This is a genomic window from Azonexus hydrophilus (assembly GCF_001956855.1).
GTDB lineage: Bacteria > Pseudomonadota > Gammaproteobacteria > Burkholderiales > Rhodocyclaceae > Azonexus > Azonexus hydrophilus_A.
This window is the reverse complement of sequence record NZ_MTHD01000005.1, coordinates 290,472-310,015: the sequence shown is the minus strand read 5'-3', so window position 1 is coordinate 310,015 and position 19,544 is coordinate 290,472. Positions and strand designations below refer to the sequence as shown.

At 62.6% G+C, this 19,544-nt stretch carries 19 protein-coding genes and 1 tRNA gene; 10 read left to right on the top strand and 10 right to left on the bottom strand.

The window, feature by feature from the left end; genetic code table 11:
• Positions 1 to 126 precede the first annotated feature (126 nt).
• Genes asd through BJN45_RS14940 form a run of 4 tightly spaced genes read left to right on the top strand, consistent with a single transcriptional unit; the run spans position 127 to position 2,826 of the window.
• Complete coding sequence (gene asd / locus BJN45_RS14955; RefSeq protein ID WP_076096627.1) at positions 127 to 978, top strand: archaetidylserine decarboxylase; 852 nt, start codon at positions 127 to 129, stop codon at positions 976 to 978.
• A gap of 3 nt (positions 979 to 981) precedes the next feature.
• Complete coding sequence (gene mnmH / locus BJN45_RS14950) at positions 982 to 2,073, top strand: tRNA 2-selenouridine(34) synthase MnmH (protein ID WP_076096625.1); 1,092 nt, start codon at positions 982 to 984, stop codon at positions 2,071 to 2,073.
• On the top strand, positions 2,070 to 2,375 hold the full coding sequence (locus tag BJN45_RS14945) for a hypothetical protein (RefSeq protein WP_076096623.1): 306 nt from the start codon (positions 2,070 to 2,072) through the stop codon (positions 2,373 to 2,375). The genes mnmH and BJN45_RS14945 overlap by 4 nt, the downstream gene beginning before the upstream one ends.
• Position 2,376: 1 nt before the next feature.
• Entirely contained in the window at positions 2,377 to 2,826 is a 450-nt protein-coding gene (locus BJN45_RS14940) for a YaiI/YqxD family protein (protein ID WP_076096621.1), read from the top strand.
• On the opposite strand, the gene BJN45_RS14935 is transcribed toward BJN45_RS14940, so the two are convergent.
• Entirely contained in the window at positions 2,823 to 3,584 is a 762-nt protein-coding gene (locus tag BJN45_RS14935) for an RNA methyltransferase (protein WP_076096782.1), read from the bottom strand. The two genes, BJN45_RS14940 and BJN45_RS14935, sit on opposite strands and share 4 nt — an antisense overlap.
• 84 nt (positions 3,585 to 3,668) lie before the next feature.
• On the opposite strand from BJN45_RS14935, the gene BJN45_RS14930 reads away from it, so the two are divergent.
• A complete protein-coding gene (locus BJN45_RS14930) occupies positions 3,669 to 4,481 on the top strand; it encodes an inositol monophosphatase family protein (protein ID WP_076096619.1) in 813 nt (270 codons plus the stop codon).
• 54 nt (positions 4,482 to 4,535) lie between these two features.
• Here BJN45_RS14930 and BJN45_RS14925 read toward each other — a convergent pair whose 3' ends face one another.
• Together BJN45_RS14925 and BJN45_RS14920 are read right to left on the bottom strand one after the other, a co-directional pair.
• Positions 4,536 to 5,279 (bottom strand): NAD-dependent deacylase, encoded by a 744-nt coding sequence (locus BJN45_RS14925; protein WP_076096618.1) that lies wholly within the window; start codon positions 5,277 to 5,279, stop codon positions 4,536 to 4,538.
• A gap of 39 nt (positions 5,280 to 5,318) precedes the next feature.
• On the bottom strand, positions 5,319 to 5,768 hold the full coding sequence (locus tag BJN45_RS14920) for a putative metalloprotease CJM1_0395 family protein (protein ID WP_346417543.1): 450 nt from the start codon (positions 5,766 to 5,768) through the stop codon (positions 5,319 to 5,321).
• 243 nt (positions 5,769 to 6,011) lie between these two features.
• Here BJN45_RS14920 and BJN45_RS14915 point away from each other — a divergent pair, with 243 nt between their 5' ends.
• Positions 6,012 to 7,154, top strand: a complete 1,143-nt coding sequence (locus BJN45_RS14915) for a GNAT family N-acetyltransferase (protein WP_076096614.1) — start codon at positions 6,012 to 6,014, stop codon at positions 7,152 to 7,154.
• Between the two features lie 93 nt (positions 7,155 to 7,247).
• Here BJN45_RS14915 and BJN45_RS14910 read toward each other — a convergent pair.
• Both BJN45_RS14910 and purL read right to left on the bottom strand, forming a co-directional pair.
• Positions 7,248 to 7,338 (bottom strand) — tRNA-Ser (locus BJN45_RS14910).
• A 63-nt stretch (positions 7,339 to 7,401) separates the two neighbouring features.
• A complete protein-coding gene (gene purL, locus BJN45_RS14905) occupies positions 7,402 to 11,331 on the bottom strand; it encodes a phosphoribosylformylglycinamidine synthase (RefSeq protein ID WP_076096612.1) in 3,930 nt (1,309 codons plus the stop codon).
• Positions 11,332 to 11,633: 302 nt separating this feature from the next.
• Here purL and BJN45_RS14900 point away from each other — a divergent pair, with 302 nt between their 5' ends.
• Complete coding sequence (locus tag BJN45_RS14900; RefSeq protein WP_076096610.1) at positions 11,634 to 13,244, top strand: methyl-accepting chemotaxis protein; 1,611 nt, start codon at positions 11,634 to 11,636, stop codon at positions 13,242 to 13,244.
• Between the two features lie 169 nt (positions 13,245 to 13,413).
• Positions 13,414 to 14,103, top strand: coding sequence for a hypothetical protein (locus BJN45_RS14895; protein ID WP_240494590.1), 690 nt, complete (start codon positions 13,414 to 13,416; stop codon positions 14,101 to 14,103).
• Positions 14,104 to 14,109: 6 nt separating this feature from the next.
• On the opposite strand, the gene BJN45_RS14890 is transcribed toward BJN45_RS14895, so the two are convergent.
• The 4 genes from BJN45_RS14890 to BJN45_RS14875 all read right to left on the bottom strand — a co-directional run bounded on the left by BJN45_RS14890 (position 14,110) and on the right by BJN45_RS14875 (position 16,746).
• A complete protein-coding gene (locus BJN45_RS14890; protein WP_076096608.1) occupies positions 14,110 to 14,463 on the bottom strand; it encodes an HdeA/HdeB family chaperone in 354 nt (117 codons plus the stop codon).
• 100 nt (positions 14,464 to 14,563) lie between these two features.
• Positions 14,564 to 15,388: an SEL1-like repeat protein gene (locus tag BJN45_RS14885; protein ID WP_170873105.1), complete on the bottom strand. Its 825-nt coding sequence runs from the start codon at positions 15,386 to 15,388 to the stop codon at positions 14,564 to 14,566.
• Positions 15,389 to 15,412: 24 nt separating this feature from the next.
• Positions 15,413 to 16,276, bottom strand: a complete 864-nt coding sequence (locus BJN45_RS14880; RefSeq protein WP_083651339.1) for a Hint domain-containing protein — start codon at positions 16,274 to 16,276, stop codon at positions 15,413 to 15,415.
• A 134-nt stretch (positions 16,277 to 16,410) separates the two neighbouring features.
• Positions 16,411 to 16,746, bottom strand: coding sequence for a hypothetical protein (locus tag BJN45_RS14875; protein WP_076096601.1), 336 nt, complete (start codon positions 16,744 to 16,746; stop codon positions 16,411 to 16,413).
• Between the two features lie 173 nt (positions 16,747 to 16,919).
• On the opposite strand from BJN45_RS14875, the gene sbcD reads away from it, so the two are divergent.
• Positions 16,920 to 18,137, top strand: coding sequence for an exonuclease subunit SbcD (gene sbcD / locus BJN45_RS14870; RefSeq protein ID WP_076096598.1), 1,218 nt, complete (start codon positions 16,920 to 16,922; stop codon positions 18,135 to 18,137).
• 4 nt (positions 18,138 to 18,141) lie between these two features.
• Here sbcD and BJN45_RS14865 read toward each other — a convergent pair whose 3' ends face one another.
• Positions 18,142 to 19,032 (bottom strand): LysR substrate-binding domain-containing protein, encoded by an 891-nt coding sequence (locus BJN45_RS14865; RefSeq protein WP_076096596.1) that lies wholly within the window; start codon positions 19,030 to 19,032, stop codon positions 18,142 to 18,144.
• A gap of 107 nt (positions 19,033 to 19,139) precedes the next feature.
• Between BJN45_RS14865 and BJN45_RS14860 the strand changes: the two genes are divergently transcribed.
• Positions 19,140 to 19,535 carry a tautomerase family protein gene (locus tag BJN45_RS14860; protein WP_076096594.1) on the top strand — a complete coding sequence of 132 codons (396 nt, stop codon included), beginning with the start codon at positions 19,140 to 19,142 and terminating at the stop codon, positions 19,533 to 19,535.
• Positions 19,536 to 19,544 lie beyond the last annotated feature (9 nt).

Here is a 19,544-nt window from a genome sequence, read left to right as displayed (position 1 = left end):
CACCACTGCACGCAGCAGCCAGTATCCCGCATCGCTGGCATTAGTCAATTGCCCGAGATTCACCGCATCGCCGGTTACTACGGTCGACCCCGTATAATCGCCGGTTTTCGTACTGGAAATTCGCCTGTGTCCGACCGCCTTGCCGTCCTGCCCCAATACCTGCTGCCGAAACAGGCGCTGACCCGCCTCGCCGGCCGGCTGGCTGCCGCCGAAGCCGGCGCGCTGACCACCGCGGTGATCCGCTGGTTTGTCGGCCGCTACGGGGTCAACATGGCTGAAGCGGCAAATCCGGACATCGCCAGCTACAAGAGCTTCAACGAATTCTTCACCCGGCCGCTGAAGGACGACGCCCGCCTGCCCGCCGCCGCCGATTTCCTGTGCCCGGTCGACGGCGCGATCAGCCAGTTCGGCGCCATCGAGCGCGACCAGGTGTTCCAGGCCAAGGGCCACAGTTATTCGACCACCGCGCTGGTCGGCGGCGACCGCGACCTCGGCGCGCAGTTCGAGAACGGCAGTTTCGCCACCCTCTACCTCAGCCCGCGCGACTACCATCGCATCCACATGCCTTGTGACGGCCAGCTGACGCGGATGATCCACGTTCCCGGCGAGTTGTTCTCGGTCAATCCGACCACCGCCCGCGGCGTACCCGGACTGTTCGCGCGCAACGAGCGCGTGGTCTGCGTCTTCGACACCGCCAGCGGCCCCTTCGTGCTGGTGCTGGTCGGCGCCACCATCGTCGGCAGCATGGCCACCGTCTGGCACGGCACGGTCAATCCGCCGCGCCCGGGCGTCGTCCGTGAATGGCGCTACGACGGCGAAACCGTCGTCAAGCTGAAAAAAGGCGAGGAAATGGGCCGCTTCCTGCTCGGCTCGACCGTCGTCATGCTGTTCCCGAAGAACACCCTGAGCTTCAATCCCGACTGGGCACCCGCCCGCACCATCCGCATGGGCGAGGCAATGGGCCGGAAGGCCGGCTGAGGCATGGGCGCTGCCGATTCGACGCGGCGCCGCAAGGGCGTTGCCACGCTGGACGAACTGGGCGACTTCGACACCATCATCGACGTCCGCTCGCCGGCCGAATTCGCCGACGACCACATCCCCGGCGCGATTTCCTGCCCGGTGCTCGACGATGCCCAGCGCGCCGAAGTCGGCACGCTGTACAAGCAGGTGTCGCCCTTCGTCGCCAAGAAACTCGGCGCCGCCTACATCTCGGCCAATATCGCCGGCCATCTGCGCGAGCATTTCCTTGATCGCGACAAGGGCTGGCGACCGCTGATCGTCTGCTGGCGCGGCGGCATGCGCTCCGGCGCAATGACCACGGTATTCCGCTCCATCGGCTGGGATGCCTGCCAGCTCGACGGTGGCTACAAGACCTTCCGCACCCATGTACTGGCAGAACTGGAAACCCTGCCCGGACAATATCGTTATCAGGTGCTCGGCGGTCCGACCGGTTCGGCCAAGACCCGCGTGCTGCAGGCCATTGCCGAACAGGGCGGACAGGTGCTTGACCTGGAAGAGATCGCCTGCCACAAGGGCTCGGTGCTCGGTCGCCTGCCCGGTCAGCCACAACCCTCACAAAAATGGTTCGAAACGGCAATCTGGCAGACCCTGCGCAATTTCGACCCGGCCCGGCCGGTCTTCGTCGAAGCCGAATCGCGCAAGATCGGCAACCTGCGCCTGCCGGCCGAGCTGTTCACCGCCATGCAAAGCAGCCCGATCTGCGAGATCTGCGCCGACATTCCCCAGCGCGTCGATTTCCTGCTGCGCGACTACGACTATTTCACCCAGGATGCACTCAACCTGAAAAAGCACCTGGATGCACTACGGCCGCTGCTCGGCCATGAACGGGTCAATGCCTGGCACGAACAGATCGACCAGCACGATTTCGCCGGGCTGACCGGATCGCTGCTACAACATCATTACGATCCACTCTACGCCCGCGCCCGGCAACGCGATTACAGCGCGACGCCAACTGCCTTCAGCGCCAGCACGCTTGATGAAGCCGAAATCGCCCGTCTGGCCGCCACCATTCTCGACCACGCTGCCCCCACAACGGAGACCGCACAAGCATGAACGAAAAACGCGCCATCACGCTGATGCGCGGCATCAGCGCCCTTGCCATCTTTCTGCCGATGTTGTGGATCGCCTGGGCCTACACCCCGGTACCACTGCTGATCACCCTCGGCATCGCCGCTTCGCTGGTCTCGATCCGCATCGGCCAGGCCGGCGAAGCGCGCTACGGTCGACGCGTCCAGGTCACCGAAATGCTGCCGCTCGGCCGTAAAGGCGACAAGCAGATGCTGATCGGCGGCATCGCCGGCTACCTGATGATCGTCTTCTTCGGACTGGCCGCCTGGCTGGCCTTCCACGACTGACATGCAGATCTGGGTCGATGCCGACGCCTGCCCAGGCGTCATCAAGGAAATCATCTTTCGCGCCGCCGAGCGCAAGCAGATCCAGACCACGCTGGTCGCCAACCAGATGCTGCGCACGCCGCCGTCGAAATTCATCCGCGCCATCCAGGTACCCAGCGGCTTCGACGTCGCCGATGCGCACATCGTCGAGCAACTGAGTGCCGGCGATCTCGTCGTCACCGCCGACATCCCGCTGGCCGCGCTGGTCATCGAACGCGGCGCGCATGCGCTGAATCCGCGCGGCGAGCTATACACCACGGCCACCATCCGCGAACGCCTGAACATGCGCGATTTCATGGAAGGCCTGCGCGCCGCCGGCGTCGAAACAGGCGGTCCGGCAGCCTTCGGTCAGGCCGACCGGCAGGCCTTCGCCAATCAGCTCGACCGTTTCCTGGCGAAAATCCCCGGCTAACCCTTGCGCCCGTGCCCGGTGCGCTGCTGCGTCGACGCCAGGATGCCGCGCAGGATGTTGACCTCGTCCCGCTCCAGCTCCGCCCGGCCGAACAGCCGGCGCAACTTGGGCAACAAGCGGCCGGGCTGGGCCGGGTTGAAAAAGCCGGTTTCGGTCATCACCGCTTCCAGGTGGCCATACAGGCCCTCGATCTCGTCATGCGTCGCCGGTGGCGCGGTAAAGGGCGTGGTCAATTGCTCACGCAGCGGCGCCGCGCCGGCAAATGCCGCCATGCGGCATTCGTAGCTCAGCACCTGGACCGCGGCGCCAAGATTCAGCGAGCTGAAATCGGGATTGGTCGGGATCGTCACTGCCGCCTGGCATTGCAGCACTTCCTCGTTGGACAGACCGACCGTCTCGTTGCCGAAGACCAGCGCCACCGTGCCTTGCGTCGCGGCAGCGAGCAAGCGCGCCATCGTCTCGCGCGGCGTGCCGACCGCCGGCCCGAGGTCGCGCTGACGGGCCGAGACGGCCACGGCGAAGACACTGCCGGCCAGCGCGTCGGCCAGCGTGGTGGTGATTTTTGCGTTGGCGAGCAGGTCGACCGCACCAGTGGCCCGGGTGTCGGCTTCGGGGTCGGGAAACTGTTTTGGCGTCACCAGGCGCAGATCCGAAAGCCCCATGGTCTTCATCGCCCGAGCCGCGGCACCGATGTTTCCAGGGTGACTCGGACGACAAAGGACAACGCTGATGCGGGACAGCAGGACTTCCGGTTTCATGGTGTAAAATTCGCTCTTTCCAAAAATGAATCGGACTGGAACGTGGTCGACGACCATGGCCGCCCGATCGCTCTTTCATAAGCCATGCATCCAGCCATCAATATCGCCGTCAAGGCCGCGCGTCGCGCCGGCCAGATCATCAACCGCGCTTCCAACGACCTCGACATGCTCAAGGTCACCACGAAGCAGCCGAACGATTTCGTCACCGAGGTCGACAAGGCCGCCGAAGCCGCGATCATCGAAACCCTGCTGGAGGCATATCCGAATTACGGCATTCTAGCAGAGGAGTCCGGCACGACGCCGGCCCGGGGCAATGCTGACGCGGAATACCAGTGGATCATCGATCCGCTCGACGGCACCACCAACTTCATCCACGGCATGCCGCAATACGCCGTGTCGATCGCCCTGGCCAAGGGCAACACCATCGAACAGGCAGTCGTCTACGATCCGAACCGCAACGAACTGTTCACCGCCTCCAAGGGCGGCGGCGCCTTCCTCAACGAACGCCGCATCCGCGTTTCGAAGCGGATCAAGCTGCAGGATTCACTGCTCGGCACCGGCTTCCCCTATCGCGAATTCGACAAGATCGACCTTTACCTGTCGATCTTCAAGGAACTCGCCGAAAAGACCGCCGGCCAGCGTCGCCCCGGCGCTGCCTCGCTCGATCTCGCCTACGTTGCCTGCGGCCGTTACGACGGCTTCTGGGAATTCGGCCTGGCGCCGTGGGACATGGCGGCCGGCGCGCTGCTGATCTCGGAAGCCGGCGGCCTGGTCAGCGACCTGCGCGGCGAAGCCAACTACCTGGAAACCGGCAACATCATCGCCGGCACGCCGAAGGTTTTCGCCCCGCTGCTGAAGCTGATCGAAGACAAGCTGCCGGAATCGATACGCGGCTGATTTCCCGCCGCTCCGCCAGAAAAGCGCCGACCCCGGCGCTTTTTTTACGTCCGCTCACAGGCGGGCAAGAATGGCCGACATGGCTGCCGCGGCGCCCATTGGCAGATGAAAGTCGACGTGCTCGCTCAACTGCGTGCGCACCGGGTTGATCTCCACCGTCGGCACCCCGGCCTGCAGCGCCATGACCACCGGCTGGACGATGTACGGAAAGGTCGCCGACGTGCCGATGGTGATCACCAGGTCGAAGCCTGCGTCGAGCGCTTCGTCCAGTCGCTCGATGGCTTCTTCAGGCAGGTGTTCGTCGAACAGCACGACATCCGGCCGCAGGATCGCCCCGCAGGCCGGGCACGGCGGCGGCAGGGGCCGCCCGGCCAGGGTCGGCGCATGTTCGGAGAAACCGCAACGCGGACAATACAGTTCGTGCAGACCGCCATGGATCTCGATCAGTTCGACACTGCCGGCCTGCCGGTGCAGACCGTCCACGTTCTGCGTCAGCGTCAGCACGTAAGGCAGGCGCTGCTCCAGTTCGGCGATGGCCAGATGCGCGGCATTGGGCAGCGCGCCACGGCAGGTCTCCTCGATCTGCGCCAGGTATTTCCAGGTGATTTCCGGATGACTGCGAAACACCGGCCCGGACAAGGCCTGCTCGATCGACATGCCATCATCGGTATGGCGCCCGTTGTACAGCCCTCCGGTGCCACGGTAGGTCGGCAGCCCGGAATCGGCGGAAATCCCCGCTCCGGTAATGAACAGCACCCGCTCGGCTGACGTCAGTTCGCGGGCAATCGCATCAATCATGTTTTTTTGCTTTCTGGATGACAAGCTGGAATGGTCTGATCAGGCGTAGATGTTGACCGAACTGCCGGCAGCCGGCTTGTCTGCAGCGAGATAGCCAGCCAGTTTCCCCTGGCGGGGTTCGTCGCCGTCGGCGCCGGTTGCACCGCGCATGGCCTGCTGCGCCAGTTCGCCCCGCGCTTCCTGCTCCATCTGTGTCGCCTTGGCCGCCACGGCACGATCCTGACCGGATGGATCGGCTGGCGCAAGCGCGGCGGCGCGGATGCGTTGCGCCCGGGCAATGGTCTCCTCCGGCGTTCGCCCGGAGGAGGTATCGATACCGACTTCGCCACCGACAGCGTAATTAACACCGTCCGGCCCTTTCTGATAGGTATAGCTCGCTCCTGAAGTCACCAGGCCGCCACCGGCAGCCATGTGCGCCATCTCGTGCTGGCGGACCTTGCTGTCGATCTTTTTCAGCTCGGCAACTTCGGCAGCTTCTTCCCGGCTCAATTGCCCGTTTTGCCCCTCTTCCGCCCGACGCCCCGAAGCCCCTGCAGACGCAGCATTCCCGGTCGACCGGTTGGCGGTCGATGCATAGTTGCTGCTGACGGGACTGAATCCGGATATGTTCATCGGCGGAAAAATGAAGGTCTGGCAAGCTCATCTTAGGCTGCCCCGGCATTAAATCAACTCCGGTTGAACGGATCAAGCCTGCCGCAGTCAGACCAGCCTCAGCCGCCGAGCGTACTTTTCATGACAACTGTTTCAATCGCACTGACACCCTCTGCCGGCATGATCGACAGCGATGCCTGGGAAAGGCTGGCACCGGCAGGGCATCCCTTCCTCTCGGCCGACTTCCTCGAAACCATTGAACGCCACGCCGTGGCTGGCCCCGGCAATGGCTGGCAGGCCAGCCATTGGCTACTCAAGGATGGCGACGACACAGCACTTGGCCTGTTGCCGACTTACCTGAAGAGCAACTCGCATGGCGACTTCGTCCGCGACTGGTCGTGGGCCGGCGCTTACGAGCAGCTCGGCAAACCCTATTACCCCAAGCTGCTCAGCGGCCTGCCCCATACCCCGGCCGGCGGCAACCGCTTCCTGACCGGTGACGGGACGACAAGCCAGGACATCCGTCAGGCGCTCATCGAAACCGTCAAGGCCCACGTTGCAGAAAACCAGCTCTCGTCGTGGCATGTAGCCCTCCCCGCGCCGGACGAAGTCGAACACCTGCGCTCGCAAGGCCTGCTCGTCAGCCACGACGTGCAGTTTCACTGGCACGACCGGGGCTACGAAGACTTTGCCGCTTACCTGGCACGCTTTCCGTCGGAGAAGCGACGCAAGATCAAGGCCGAACGACGCCGGGTTGCCGAAAGCGGGATCAGCATCGAAATCCGGCATGGCAACGAGATTGCACCGGCGGAATGGCCCGCCCTGTATGCGCTTTATGCAATGACATTCGTCAAGTACCGGAACTACGCGGCCTTTTCAGCCGCCTGCTTTGCCGAACTCGGCAGCCGGCTCGAACGCCGCATGGTCGTTTTCATTGCCTACGCCGATGGCGAGCCGGTGGCGGTCTCCATCTGCTTTCGCAGCGACGACACGCTGTACGGGCGCTACTGGGGCACGAATGGCAAGCACCACAGCCTGCATTTTGAATTGTGCTTCTATCAAGGCATCGATTACTGCCTGAAGCACGGTCTCACCACCTTCGAACCGGGCGCCGGCGGTGAACACAAGGTGGCGCGCGGCTTCGAACCAACCATCGTCCGCTCCTGCCACTGGATCGAAGACCAACGCATGCGCAGCCTGATCGGACAATACCTGGAACGACATCGCGCAAGCGTGCTGGCCTACGCGGAAGAAGCGACCGCGCACCTGCCCCTGCGCCGATGAAGCATCCAGCAGCCAAAAAGCAAAAAGCCCGCATTTGCGGGCTTTGGTGCTTTTTCAAATATCCTTCCGGATATTTCCAGAGTTGGAAGGCTCTGGCGGAGAGGGCGGGATTCGAACCCGCGGTGGGCTATTAACCCACGCACGCTTTCCAGGCGTGTGACTTAAACCACTCATCCACCTCTCCGGAAGCCGCGCATTGTAGCAGAAGCGCGGCTTTGGTCAAACAGAGTTTGACGAAAAACCGGGATCAACCGACCCAACGACGGGCGTTGCGGAACATCCGCATCCACGGGCTATCTTCGCCCCAGCTTTCCGGATACCAGGACATCTGGACGCTGCGGAAGACACGTTCCGGGTGCGGCATCATGATCGTGAAACGGCCGTCAGCCGTGGTCACCGCGGTCAGACCGTTCGGCGAACCGTTCGGGTTGTACGGATAGAGCTCGGTCGGTTCGCCCTTGTTGTCGACGTAGCGCACGGCCGACAGCACCTTGCTGTAATCGTCGGCGTTGTCGAACACGGCACGACCCTCGCCGTGCGAGACGACGATCGGCACTTGCGAGCCTTCCATGCCAGCGAAGAAGATCGACGGCGAATCGAGAATTTCGGTCATCACGAAACGCGCTTCGAACTGCTCGACCTTGTTGCGACGGAAAGCCGGCCAGTGTTCGGCACCGGGGATGATGGACTTGAGCGCGCTCATCATCTGGCAACCGTTGCAGACGCCGAGAGCAAAGGTGTCCTTGCGGTTGAAGAAGGCGGCGAACTCGTCGCGGCAGCCGTCATGCATCAGGATGGTCCGCGCCCAGCCGAGGCCGGCGCCGAGCACGTCACCGTAGGAGAAGCCGCCACAGGCGACGAGCCCCTTGAAGTCCTTGAGCGTAACGCGGCCGGCGAGAATGTCGCTCATATGCACGTCGACCGCAGCAAAGCCGGCCTTGTCGAAGGCGGCGGCCATTTCGTAGTGGCTGTTGACGCCCTGCTCGCGCAGGATGGCGACGCGCGGCCGGCCGCTGATGTCCTGATAGACCTTGGTGAAATCTTCCTGCGGATCGAAGCTCAGCTTCGGCGTCAGGCCGGGATCGGTGACGTCGAGGATGCGGTCGAATTCCTGCTGCGCGCAGCTCGGGTTGTCGCGCATGGCCTGCATCTGGTAGCTGGTCTCGGACCAGGCACGCTGCAGGTCGACACGCTTTTCGCGCAGCACGCGCTTGGCGTTGCGGGTAACGCGGATTTCGTCCCACTCGTTCATCGTGCCGACGAAGTGGTACGGCACACCGCAGGCGCGCAGAATCGGCGTGACCTTTTCGCGGTCGGCACGGCGGATCTGGATCAGGGCGCCGAGTTCTTCGTTGAACAGGGCGCGCACGATGTTTTCGAAATCGCGGCCGGCCAGCAGGTCGGGACGCTTTTCCGAACCATCGACATCGCCAGCGCCGGCGTCGTAGCAGATGCCGTCGAGATCGAGCGACACACCACGGCGGCTGGCGAAGGCCATTTCGCAGGCGGCGACGAACAGGCCGCCGTCGGAACGGTCGTGGTAGGCAAGCAGCAGGCCGTCGCGATTGAGCTTCTGCACGGCATCGAACAGGCCCTTGAGCTTGGCCGGATCGTCAACGTCCGGCGCATCGCTGCCGGTGGCGTTGTAGACCTGGGCCAGACAGGAGCCGCCGAGGCGATTCTTGCCGAGGTCGAGCAGCAGCAGCTCGGTTTCGCCCTGATCGACGGCCAGTTGCGGCGTTTTCGTCTTGCGCACGTCGTCGACCGCAGCAAATGAGGTGACGACCAGCGACAGCGGCGACACGACCTGCTTCTTGACGCCGCCATCTTCCCAGGCGGTGCGCATCGACAGCGAATCCTTGCCGACCGGGATCGACACGCCGATTGCCTTGCACAGGTCAGAAACAGCTTCGACGGTATCGAACAGGCGGGCATCCTCTCCCGGCACGCCGCACGGCGCCATCCAGTTGGCCGACAGCTTGACCTTGGCCAGAGCGCCGACATCGGCAGCGGCCAGGTTGGTCAGCGCTTCGCCGATCGCCATGCGGCCGGAAGCCGGCGCATCGAAGACGGCGAGCGGGGTGCGTTCGCCCATGGCGAAGGCTTCGCCGAGGTAACCCTGGTAACCCATGGTGGTCACGGCGACGTCAGCCACCGGCACCTGCCACGGGCCGACCATCTGGTCGCGAGCGGTCATGCCGCCGACCGAACGGTCGCCGATCGAGATCAGGAAGGTCTTGTCGGCGATAGTCGGCAGACGCATCAGGCGATAGGCTGCGTCCTTGAGTTCGATGGCGGTGGCGTCAAACGACACGAAGGTTTCCGGCTCGTGTTTGACGTCACGCGTCATGCGCGGCGGCTTGCCCAAAAGGGCTTCCATTTCCATGTCGACCGGATTGACGCCGAAATGCGCGTCGGTGACGGTCAAATGGCCGTCGCCGGTCGCTTCGCCGACCACGGCAAACGGGCAGCGCTCGCGCTCGCACATCGCCTGGAATTCGGCGATGCGGTTCGGCGGGATGGCCAGCACGTAGCGTTCCTGCGATTCGTTGGACCAGATTTCGGCCGGCGACATGCCCGGCTCTTCGGTCGGCACCTTGCGCAGATCGAAAATGGCGCCGACGCCGCCCGAGTGGGCCAGTTCCGGCAGGGCGTTGGAAACGCCGCCGGCGCCGACGTCATGCACCGACAGGATGGGATTGTTCTTGCCCATCTGCCAGCAACGGTCGATCACCTCTTGGGCGCGGCGCTGGATTTCCGGGTTGCCGCGCTGCACGGACGCGAAGTCGAGATCTTCGGCATTCGAGCCGGCCGTCATCGACGAGGCGGCACCGCCACCCAGACCGATCAGCATGCCGGGGCCACCGAGCTGGATGAACTTGGTGCCGACCGGGAAGGTTTCTTCCTTGAACGACTGTTCGGCCTGGATGGAACCCAGACCGCCGGCGATCATGATCGGCTTGTGGTAGCCGCGCACGGTACCGGCGACGTCCTGCTCGTAGGTACGGAAGTAGCCGGTCAGGTTCGGGCGGCCGAATTCGTTGTTGAAGGCGGCAGCGCCGATCGGGCCTTCGAGCATGATGTCCAGCGCCGAGGCGATGCGCGACGGACGGCCGTAGGCGTGTTCCCAGGGCTGCGGGGCGTCCGGCAGATTCAGGTTGGAGACCGAGAAACCACAGAGGCCGGCCTTCGGCTTGGAACCCTTGCCGGTGGCGCCTTCGTCGCGGATTTCACCACCGCTACCGGTCGACGCGCCCGGGAAGGGCGAAATCGCGGTCGGATGGTTGTGCGTCTCGACCTTGGTCAGGATGTGGGTCAGCTCTTCCTTGTAGGAATAGCCACGGTCGGCGTCCGGGTAGAAACGCTGGATGGTCGCGCCTTCGATGATCGAGGCGTTGTCGGCGTAGGCCATGATCGTGCCATGCGGCGCGGCGGCATGGGTTTCGCGGATCATGCCGAACAGGGTCTTGTCCTTCTTCTGCCCGTCGATCACCCATGAGGCATTGAAAATCTTGTGGCGGCAATGTTCGGAATTGGCCTGGGCGAACATCATCAGTTCGACGTCGGTCGGGTTGCGGCCGGCCTTGGTGAAGACATCGAGCAGGTAGTCGATTTCGTCGTCGGACAGCGCCAGGCCGAGCGAGCCGTTGGCCTCGACCAGCGCTGCCTTGCCGCCGGCCAGCACGTCGACGGTATTGAGCGGCTTCGGCTCGAAATGGCGGAACAGTTCGCCGGCGGCGTCGAAGCCGGGCAACACAGACTCGGTCATGCGGTCGTGCAGCAGGCCGGCGACGGTTTTTCTCTCTGCTGCGGTCAACACGCGGTTTTTCTGCAAAACCACATGGAAGGCGACAACGCGCTCGATGCGTTCGATGGCATCCAGATCGCAGTTCCAGGCAATGTCGGTGGCCTTCGACGACCACGGCGAAATGGTGCCGATGCGCGGCGCGACGAGGAACAGTTCGCCGGCATCAGAACCGGCAGCCTTCTCTTCCAGCAGCGTCGCCAGCTTGGCGCGCTCTTCTGCGGTCAACGGCCGTTTCAGGGCAGAAACGTGCCAGTAATCGGCACCAACCCGTTCGATGTCCGACACGGCCGCCACCAGGCGGGCTTGCAGGCGTTGCAGACGGAAGGCGGAAAAGGCGGCGTCGCCCTTGAGGCAAAGAATGTCGGCCATTGGGAGTGTGGTCTGGTTAGGCGGAGAGGGCGAAATTATACCTGAGCAGCTACCCGGGGACCCGTCTGACACCGGATGCAAATTCCGTTGCCGGCAATTGCCAGAAATCTGCACAGACAAATACGCAAGTTTTGACCCGCTGCAAATGCAACGAAATGTAACAATGAAACATTTAACAATAAATGCAAAATTATTATTTTTATGTTATTTTTTTGGGCAAATTATTCCAAAGCAATAGGCAGCTCATCATCGTTCTGCCAAGCAATCATTCCCCTACTACATTCTGTTTTTCCGGAGATTTCATGAGCATCGCAATCCGTATTGTTCTGCTGATCGCACTGGCGATCGCAGGACTCATTGGTCTGGGGGGCTTCAGCCTGTACCAGATGTCGTCGATCAACCAGGGCGTCAAGGAAACCAACGAAATCACGATACCTGGCATTCTCAAGCTCGGAGAAGCGCAAACCGCCTTCCTGCTGGCCCGCCCCTTCCTGATCAACGTGCTCATCGAGAGTGACCCGGCCCGGCGCGAAACACTGATCCAGCGATTCAACGAGCGCATCGCCGAAATGAATGCTGCCTTGGCCGACTATGAGAAACTGGCAGCCGACGACAAGGATCGCGAACTGCTGGCGCACGACAGGAAAACCGCTGCTGCCTATGGCGAATTCTCGAAAAAATATGCCACAGCCGCGCTCGCCGGCAACCGTGAGGAAGCCACCGCCATTTCCCGCAGCGCCGCCGACACGGTCAACGGTCTGTCGAACGCCCTGGTCGAGCACGCCAAGTATGTCAAGGTGCATGCCGAAGAATCAGCCAGGGAAGCCTACGATATCCACCAGACGGCAATCCGCCTGGTCGTCACGGCAATCATCCTGCTCAGCCTGTTCGTCGCAATCATCGGCTTCCTGATCTATCGCCACGTCGCCGGCGGCCTGGGCCGGATGGTCGATATCTTTTCCCATGTCGAGAAGGATCTTGATTTCACCACCCGCCTGAGCAGCGACGGCAATGACGAGATTGCCAAGGTCGCCCACGCTTTCAATGGTCTGCTCGAACGACTGCAGACCAGTTTCCGCCAGATCACGCACCACGCCGAATCGGTGAACAGCGCCGCCCAGCGCGTCTCGACAGCCGCCCGGCAGATGTCGGTCGCCTCCCAGTACCAGAGCGAGTCGGCTTCCAGCATGGCGGCAGCCGTCGAGGAAATGACCGTCAGCGTCAATCATGTTGCCGACCGTGCCGAAGACACGCGCCGCCTGGCAACCAATGCCGGCACGGTAGCCGGCAAGGGTGAAGGGATCATCAGCGAGACCGTGCTGTCGATCAACAGCATCGCCACTACCGTACAAAGCGCCTCAACCCAGTTGACCGACCTGGAAAAGCAGAGCGAGAAGATCAGCAGCATCGTCTCGGTCATCAAGGAAATCGCCGACCAGACAAACCTGCTGGCACTCAACGCCGCCATCGAGGCAGCCCGGGCCGGCGAACAGGGTCGTGGTTTCGCGGTCGTTGCCGACGAGGTACGCAAGCTTGCCGAACGGACCGGGCACTCGACCCAGGAAATTGCCAGCACCATCCAGCAGATGGTGGCAGGCTCGCAGGCCGCGGTACAAAGCATCCAGAGCGTCGAAGGCGCCGTCGGTGCCGGCGTCGCCTTCGCCCGCCAGGCCAGCGATGCAATGCAGGAAATCGGCAGCGGCTCGGCCGACACCGTCGGCATGGTCAGTGACATCACCAGCGCGATTCGTGAACAGGGTGTCGCCAGCACCGACATCGCCCAGCAGGTCGAGAAGATCGCCCAGATGACCGAGGAAAACAGCGCCGCCGCGCAATCGACCTCGAACACTTCCGAAGAGCTGGTCAAGCTCGCCCAGGAAATGCACCAGATCGTCGCCCGCTATCGGGTGTAGGAAAAATCTGCCCGGCGTGGGTCGGGCGTGTCGGTGCTGACGCATTAGAATGCTGCCGATGCCAAGCTCACGCCCCCTGCACGGAGACACCGCCTTTTACCGGGCCTTGGCAGCATCGTGCCTGGTGCACTTGCTGCTCTTGCTGCTGCCGAGCCAGGAACCTGCCATCATGCACGCCGTCCCGTCGCGCATGGAAGCCCGCCTGCAAGCACGCCCTGCCGTAGCAGAAACACCAGCGCCAGCCACTGAGGCACCGCGGCAGACAAGCGTAAAACCCGACAAGGCAAAGACCCGCACCCGGATATTGAGCGCAAAAAAATCGTCCACGCCAACCTGGACGACGGCAGAAAAATCCGAGATGGACAGCTTTCTCAACGAACTGGAGAAGGCGCCAAAACCAAGCTTGGCTCAGCGTTCACTGGCGATGGCACGCGAACAGGGACGGCAGATGGCCGCGCGCGAGGAAGCCGAGGAGGCCCTACTTGAGCTGCGCCCGAATGCACCACCGGTCAATGCCTTCAGCCTGGAGACCTATCTTGACGGCATGGTCCGCCGCTTGAACCGTAGTGCCGCCTTCGTCGAGCGCAATCAACGCGACCCCGGCATCCGGCCGGCTGCGGTCCAGTTCCGGCTGCATCCGGACGGTTCGCTGAAAAGCTTCGTCGTCCTCAATGCCGGCGATCAGGCAGGCGAAATCGCCTACATCAAGGCCATCATCGAACGCTCGCTGCCGTTTTCACCTTTCCCGCCCGATATCGATCGCGCCGCCAGGTCGCTTGGCATCACCATCTGCATCCGTCCCGGCAGCAGCGGCGACGGCGCGGGCTTCACGCGGATGAACGGCAACCGCTGCAATTGATCGTTCTCACTTGCGGATCGGCTCGTTGCGCCCGGACATGCTGTCGCTCATCCGGTAGGCCGCATCGATGAACAGGCCGGTGGGATTCTTCCGGCAATATTGTTCGATGTTCCGCTCAACGGTCCCCGCCGAGACATCAGTCACCTGCTGGCGCTGATTCGCGTAATTGTGGCCGCTGAGAAAACCACGCGCCCAGGCCACCTGGGCTGCGCGCAACTCGGGATCGCCACTGGTCCCCTGCCAGGCCTTGCAGGAATTGTCGTCAAACCCGAGTACCTTGAGGTTCTGCGCCATGGCTACCGTCGATGTCAGCGTCAATGCCGCAACCGCCAGCAGTATCGCTGCGTTCTTCTTGCCCATCGCACTCTCCTGGATGAATTGCTCGTTTGCAGGGCAGAGGATAGACCAGCTTGCGGTCAACGCGAAATCAGGAGAAAAACCGGGTTGACCGCAACAATTGCTACTTCGCCCGTTTGAGCGCTTCCAGAAGCTCGTTATCGGTCCTGCCATTCACTTTCATCCCCTGGGCCCGCTGGAATGCCTCGATGGCAGCCCGCGTCTTGCTACCGGCCACGCCATCGGGTTTGCCCACCGGATAGCCAAGACGATTCAACTGCCCCTGGATCTCCCTGACCAGCGCCTTCCGGTCCAGCGGCTTGCGCGCATCGCCAAGAACAGCACGGGGCTTCGCCTTCACTTGCGCGGCAACCCCCTCTTCCGTCAACAGGAGCGGTTGCACGGGATAACCATGGGCCTTGGCCATGCGGAACCAGCGCAGCGCTTCACCGGCATCAGCCGCGACCCCGGTACCGTAGACATGGAGCAGGCCGAGATAGAACATGGCGACCTCGTCCTCACCCTCTGCCGCCTTCAGCATGTAGGCTGCGGCAGCCTGAGGATTCCGTTTCTCACCAACGCCGCCGAGGCTGCGGACACCCATCGTGAAATTTGCCGCGGGATAGCCGGAATCCGCCGCCTTGCGCATCCACTGCTCGGCCTCAGCCTGATCGCGCTTGACGCCCTTGCCCTCGGCATACATCCAGCTGAGCATGTACTGGCCGTAACCGCCGCCAGCCTCCGCGGAGCGCCGATAGGCTTCGGCCGCCGCCACGTAATCCCTGGTGGCATATGCATTTTCGGCTTCGTGAACCGCCATGTCCGACTTGATTCTTTCGGTAACCGCGCAGCCTGCCAGCAGAATGACAGCCATGCAGGCACAGACCCGGTTGCGCCATGTGGTAATTGTTAATGACATTTTCTTCTCCCAACCCAGAGTATCAAGCACCGTGAGCGACTGTTCCTGTCGGCCCTATTTGCCGCCGCCACCGCCTCCGCCGCCACCACCGCTGTTGTGCACCAGGATGGCGCCCTGTTCCGGTACTGCCACATAGAAGTTGTGCGTATCGGCAACCTGCATGTTGAACAACCGGCGATTTTCCGGCGTCAGGTCGATGCGCTCGATTTTCAGCATGCGCCCGGCAACATGAATGCTGTCGCCGACCTTCAGGTCGCGCACAGGTCGCCAGCCATCCTGGCTGAGCAGGCGTTCGCCACCACTGGTCCGCAATTCGCCATTGATCAGGTACAGGTGGTTGCCATCGACCTGGTAGACATCAACGACCTTTCTCGGCACGGTCTTTTCGTAGCCGATGTCGTAGGTCTGAACGAGATCCCCGATCCGGACTTCGGCAAACGGTCGTGTCGTGCCATCGGCCATCACCACCAGCGTTTCTGCCGGGAAGCAACCCATCGACTGCTGCTGCAGGCTCTGCTTCTGCTTCGTCAGATTTTCCAGTTCCTGCTTTTGTTGTTCCAGTACCTTGCGGGCGACCTCCAGATTCTTCGTGACACGTACCACCCGCCCTGTATTCGGGTCACCCGGATTCTGCCCACCAGTCATGTTGTAGTCCGAACTGTGGGGATAATTCACATTGACCCGAAGTTGCTGCTTGATCTCGAAATCCTCGATCACCAGCTGGTTGATGTCATCCTTGGTTCCCTGGATCTTTGCTTGAACCTGCTGGATTTCCTTATCGATATTCGCAACTGCATTGCTGGCCTGAACCGGATTGTTAACCGGCGTGCTGCGCGGTGGTGTGGACAGACACCCGGCCAGCAGCAACGCCAACAGACAGATGCCCCCTCGCCATGGAGCGGATTTGCAATTGATCATGATGGCCTCCCGTATTGAAGCGCTGAACAAAGACTACTGAGTTCAACCTACGCCAACGTCAGGACAACGTATTGACGCCAATCAACAAACAGGGGATTTTTACGCCAATGGCAAGGCGGAATTCCCGGAAAAACTCAGCTCCCGGCGTCGTGCGCCGCGCTCAGTTTTTCCGAAACGTACTCGCCGCGGGCCGTTGAATCGTTCTGGCGCTCATTACGCGCGCACCAGGCAAAGAACTCCTCGGGAACAACCTGGCATTCGAGCGCCATCACGCCGGAACGCTGGAAATTGCGACGGGCCGCGACGGCCATCGTCTTCCATTTTTCGAAGGAATCCTCGAAACATTCGGGATCGACCGCCGTGGCCTTGACCTGTGCCCAGGTTTCCGGGGTGTACCAGGTAACGCCGATGACCAGCGATTGCGTGCGGCGCTTGGCCTTGATGCTTTGATAGAGGGTCGGTTTTCTCATGACGGGAATGGCTGTGTGAATTGACGGGACGCCGACCGGAGCGCGGCCAGCCATTAAGCAACAAGTCCCTATCCGGCACAAGGTTTTTACCCGCGATTTCCAAAAAATCGCCGGCAGCCGCACCGAATCCCGCGCTCGGCTTAAAATCGGGCCTTTCCATCCCGAACCCGCCGATGCGCATCCTCCACACCTCCGACTGGCACCTCGGCCAGCACTTCATGGGCAAGAGCCGGCAGGCCGAGCATCAGGCGCTGATCGGCTGGCTGCTCGAACAGGTGGATGAACAACAGGTCGACGCGGTGCTGATTGCTGGCGACATCTTCGACACCGGCACCCCGCCCTCCTACGCCCGCGAGCTCTACAACCAACTGGTCGTGCGCCTGCACGAAGCCGGCGTCGCGCTGCTGCTGCTCGGCGGCAACCACGATTCGCCGGCGACGCTGGGTGAAAGCCGCGAACTGCTGGCGCGCCTGGGCACCACGGTGATCGCCGCGACGCACGAAGACATCAGCACGCAAGTCATCGTCCTGCCGCAGCGCAACGGCAAACCCGGCTGCCTCGTCTGCGCCATCCCCTTCATCCGCCCGCGCGACGTGCTGCAAAGCCAGGCCGGACAAAGCGCCGAGGACAAGCAGCAGTCGCTGCAGCAGGCGATCCAGCAGCACTATGTTGCGGTCGACGCCGCCGCCAGGGCAAAAATGGCCGCGCTCGGCATCACCCTGCCGATCGTCGCCACCGGCCACCTGACCACAGTCGGTGCCAGCACCAGCGAATCGGTGCGCGAGATCTACGTCGGCGCGCTCGAAGCCTTCCCGACCGCCGCCTTCCCGCCGGCTGACTACATCGCGCTTGGCCACATCCACCGGCCGCAGAAAGTTGGCGGGCTGGAACACATCCGCTACTGCGGCTCGCCGATCCCGCTCGGCTTCGACGAAGCCAGGCAAACGAAGGAAATGCTGCTCGTCGACCTCGACAGCGACGGCCTGAAAACCGTCACCGTGCTGCCGGTACCGCGCTTTCAAGGCCTGGTCGCCATCAGCGGCAATCTGGAAACGCTGGCCGGCGCGATCGGTGCCGCAGCCGCCGAAGGCACGCGCGAACGCCCGGCCTGGCTCGAAGTCACCGTCGCCGACGACGACTACCTGGCCGACCTGCCGGCCCGCATCGAGGCGCTGACTGCAGGCTGGCCGGTCGAAGTCCTGCGCATCCGCCGCCAGCGCGGCAACGCCGCCGCCCGCCTGGAAGCTGCAGCCAGCGAAACGCTGGACGAACTCAGCCCGCACGACGTCTTCGCCCGCCGCCTGCAACAGGAGGAATTGAGCGACGAGATGCACGCAGCGCTCAATGAACGTTACCGCGCCATCGTTGCCGGCCTGACCGACAGCGAATGAAAGATCACCTCACCGGTCGTTGCAGACTTTCGGCAAACGCACCAATCAGGCAATGTGCGGCCGGCGCAACGCTATCGCCCGCATAAGCCGCCACCAGCCGGGAACGCGGCAGGCTCGGCAAGGCAATACCGGCGCAGGAATCAACAGCCAATAGCCCGTCACCCAACAGGCTTTCGGGCAGGACACCCAGCCCCAAGCCGTGGCGTAGCGCGTGCCGCAACCCGGTCGTGCTGCTACCGGAATAATGCACTTGCCAGGCGATACCGGCGCGGGCCAGTGCAGCCGTCGCCGCCATGCGGAACACGCAATTTTCACCAAATAGCGCCAACGGCAAGACGCCCGCATCGGCGTGCAAGGTATCGCGGTAGGCTTCGCCGGCCACCCAACACAATGGCTCGTCGCGCAGCACCTCAAGCTCACCGCCAACGACGTCGCTGCAATCCTTGTAGATCACCACATCGAGCCTGCCCTCCGCCAGCGCAGCACGGAGCACTATCGACGCTTCCGCCTGAACGGACAAACGTAAGCGTGGGTAGCGTGCCCGGAACAGCGGCATCGCAGCAGGAAAAACCTGCTCCATCAATTCTTCGGGCAAACCGATACGCAGGCTGCCACTTACGGCATTCCGGGCCAGGATCGCGCAGGCTTCGTCATTAAGCCGCAACATCTGCCGCGCGTAAGCCAGTAACGCATTGCCTTCGGCGGTCGGCCCGTCTACGCGCCCTTGCACTCGCTGCAACAAGGTCTGCCCCAGCGTCTGTTCGAGCCGCTTGATCTGCAGGCTGACGGCAGATTGTGTCCGGCCAAGCTGTTCCGCCGCGATGGAAAAACCGCCCTGTTCAACAATCGCGACGAAAGCGCGTAAGGCATCAAGGTCGAGATGGCGGAGCGACATTGCACAATCCTATTTTAAATTCGAATTAATAACCAATATTAATCAATTTTCCAAATAATGAAAGCCAAAGTACAGTCACTGCACCCCATCCAGACAAGGAGAACGTGATGCCCTACCTGCACCTCACCCTCGGCCAAACGATTACCGCCGAAACCCAACATCAACTCGCCAGCCGCAGCACCGCATTGCTGCAGCAACTGCTGCGCAAACGCGCCGAAGTCACCGCTGTCCGCATCGAGTGCACGGCGGACGCCTGGTTCATCAATGGCGACAAACCCGCTGCAGCGTTGCTGCCCTGCCATGGTGAAGTCTGCATCACTGCCGGCAGCAACAGCGCCGAAGAGAAAACTGCCTTCCTTGCTGCCTTGCATGCGTTACTCGGCGAAATCTGCGGTCCTTTGCCCGAAGCCAGCTATCTGGTCATCCGCGAGATCGCCGCCGGCAACTGGGGCTACGACGGAAAAACCCAGGCCAGCCGGCTGGCTGCACGCCAATCCACTTGATGCCACTTG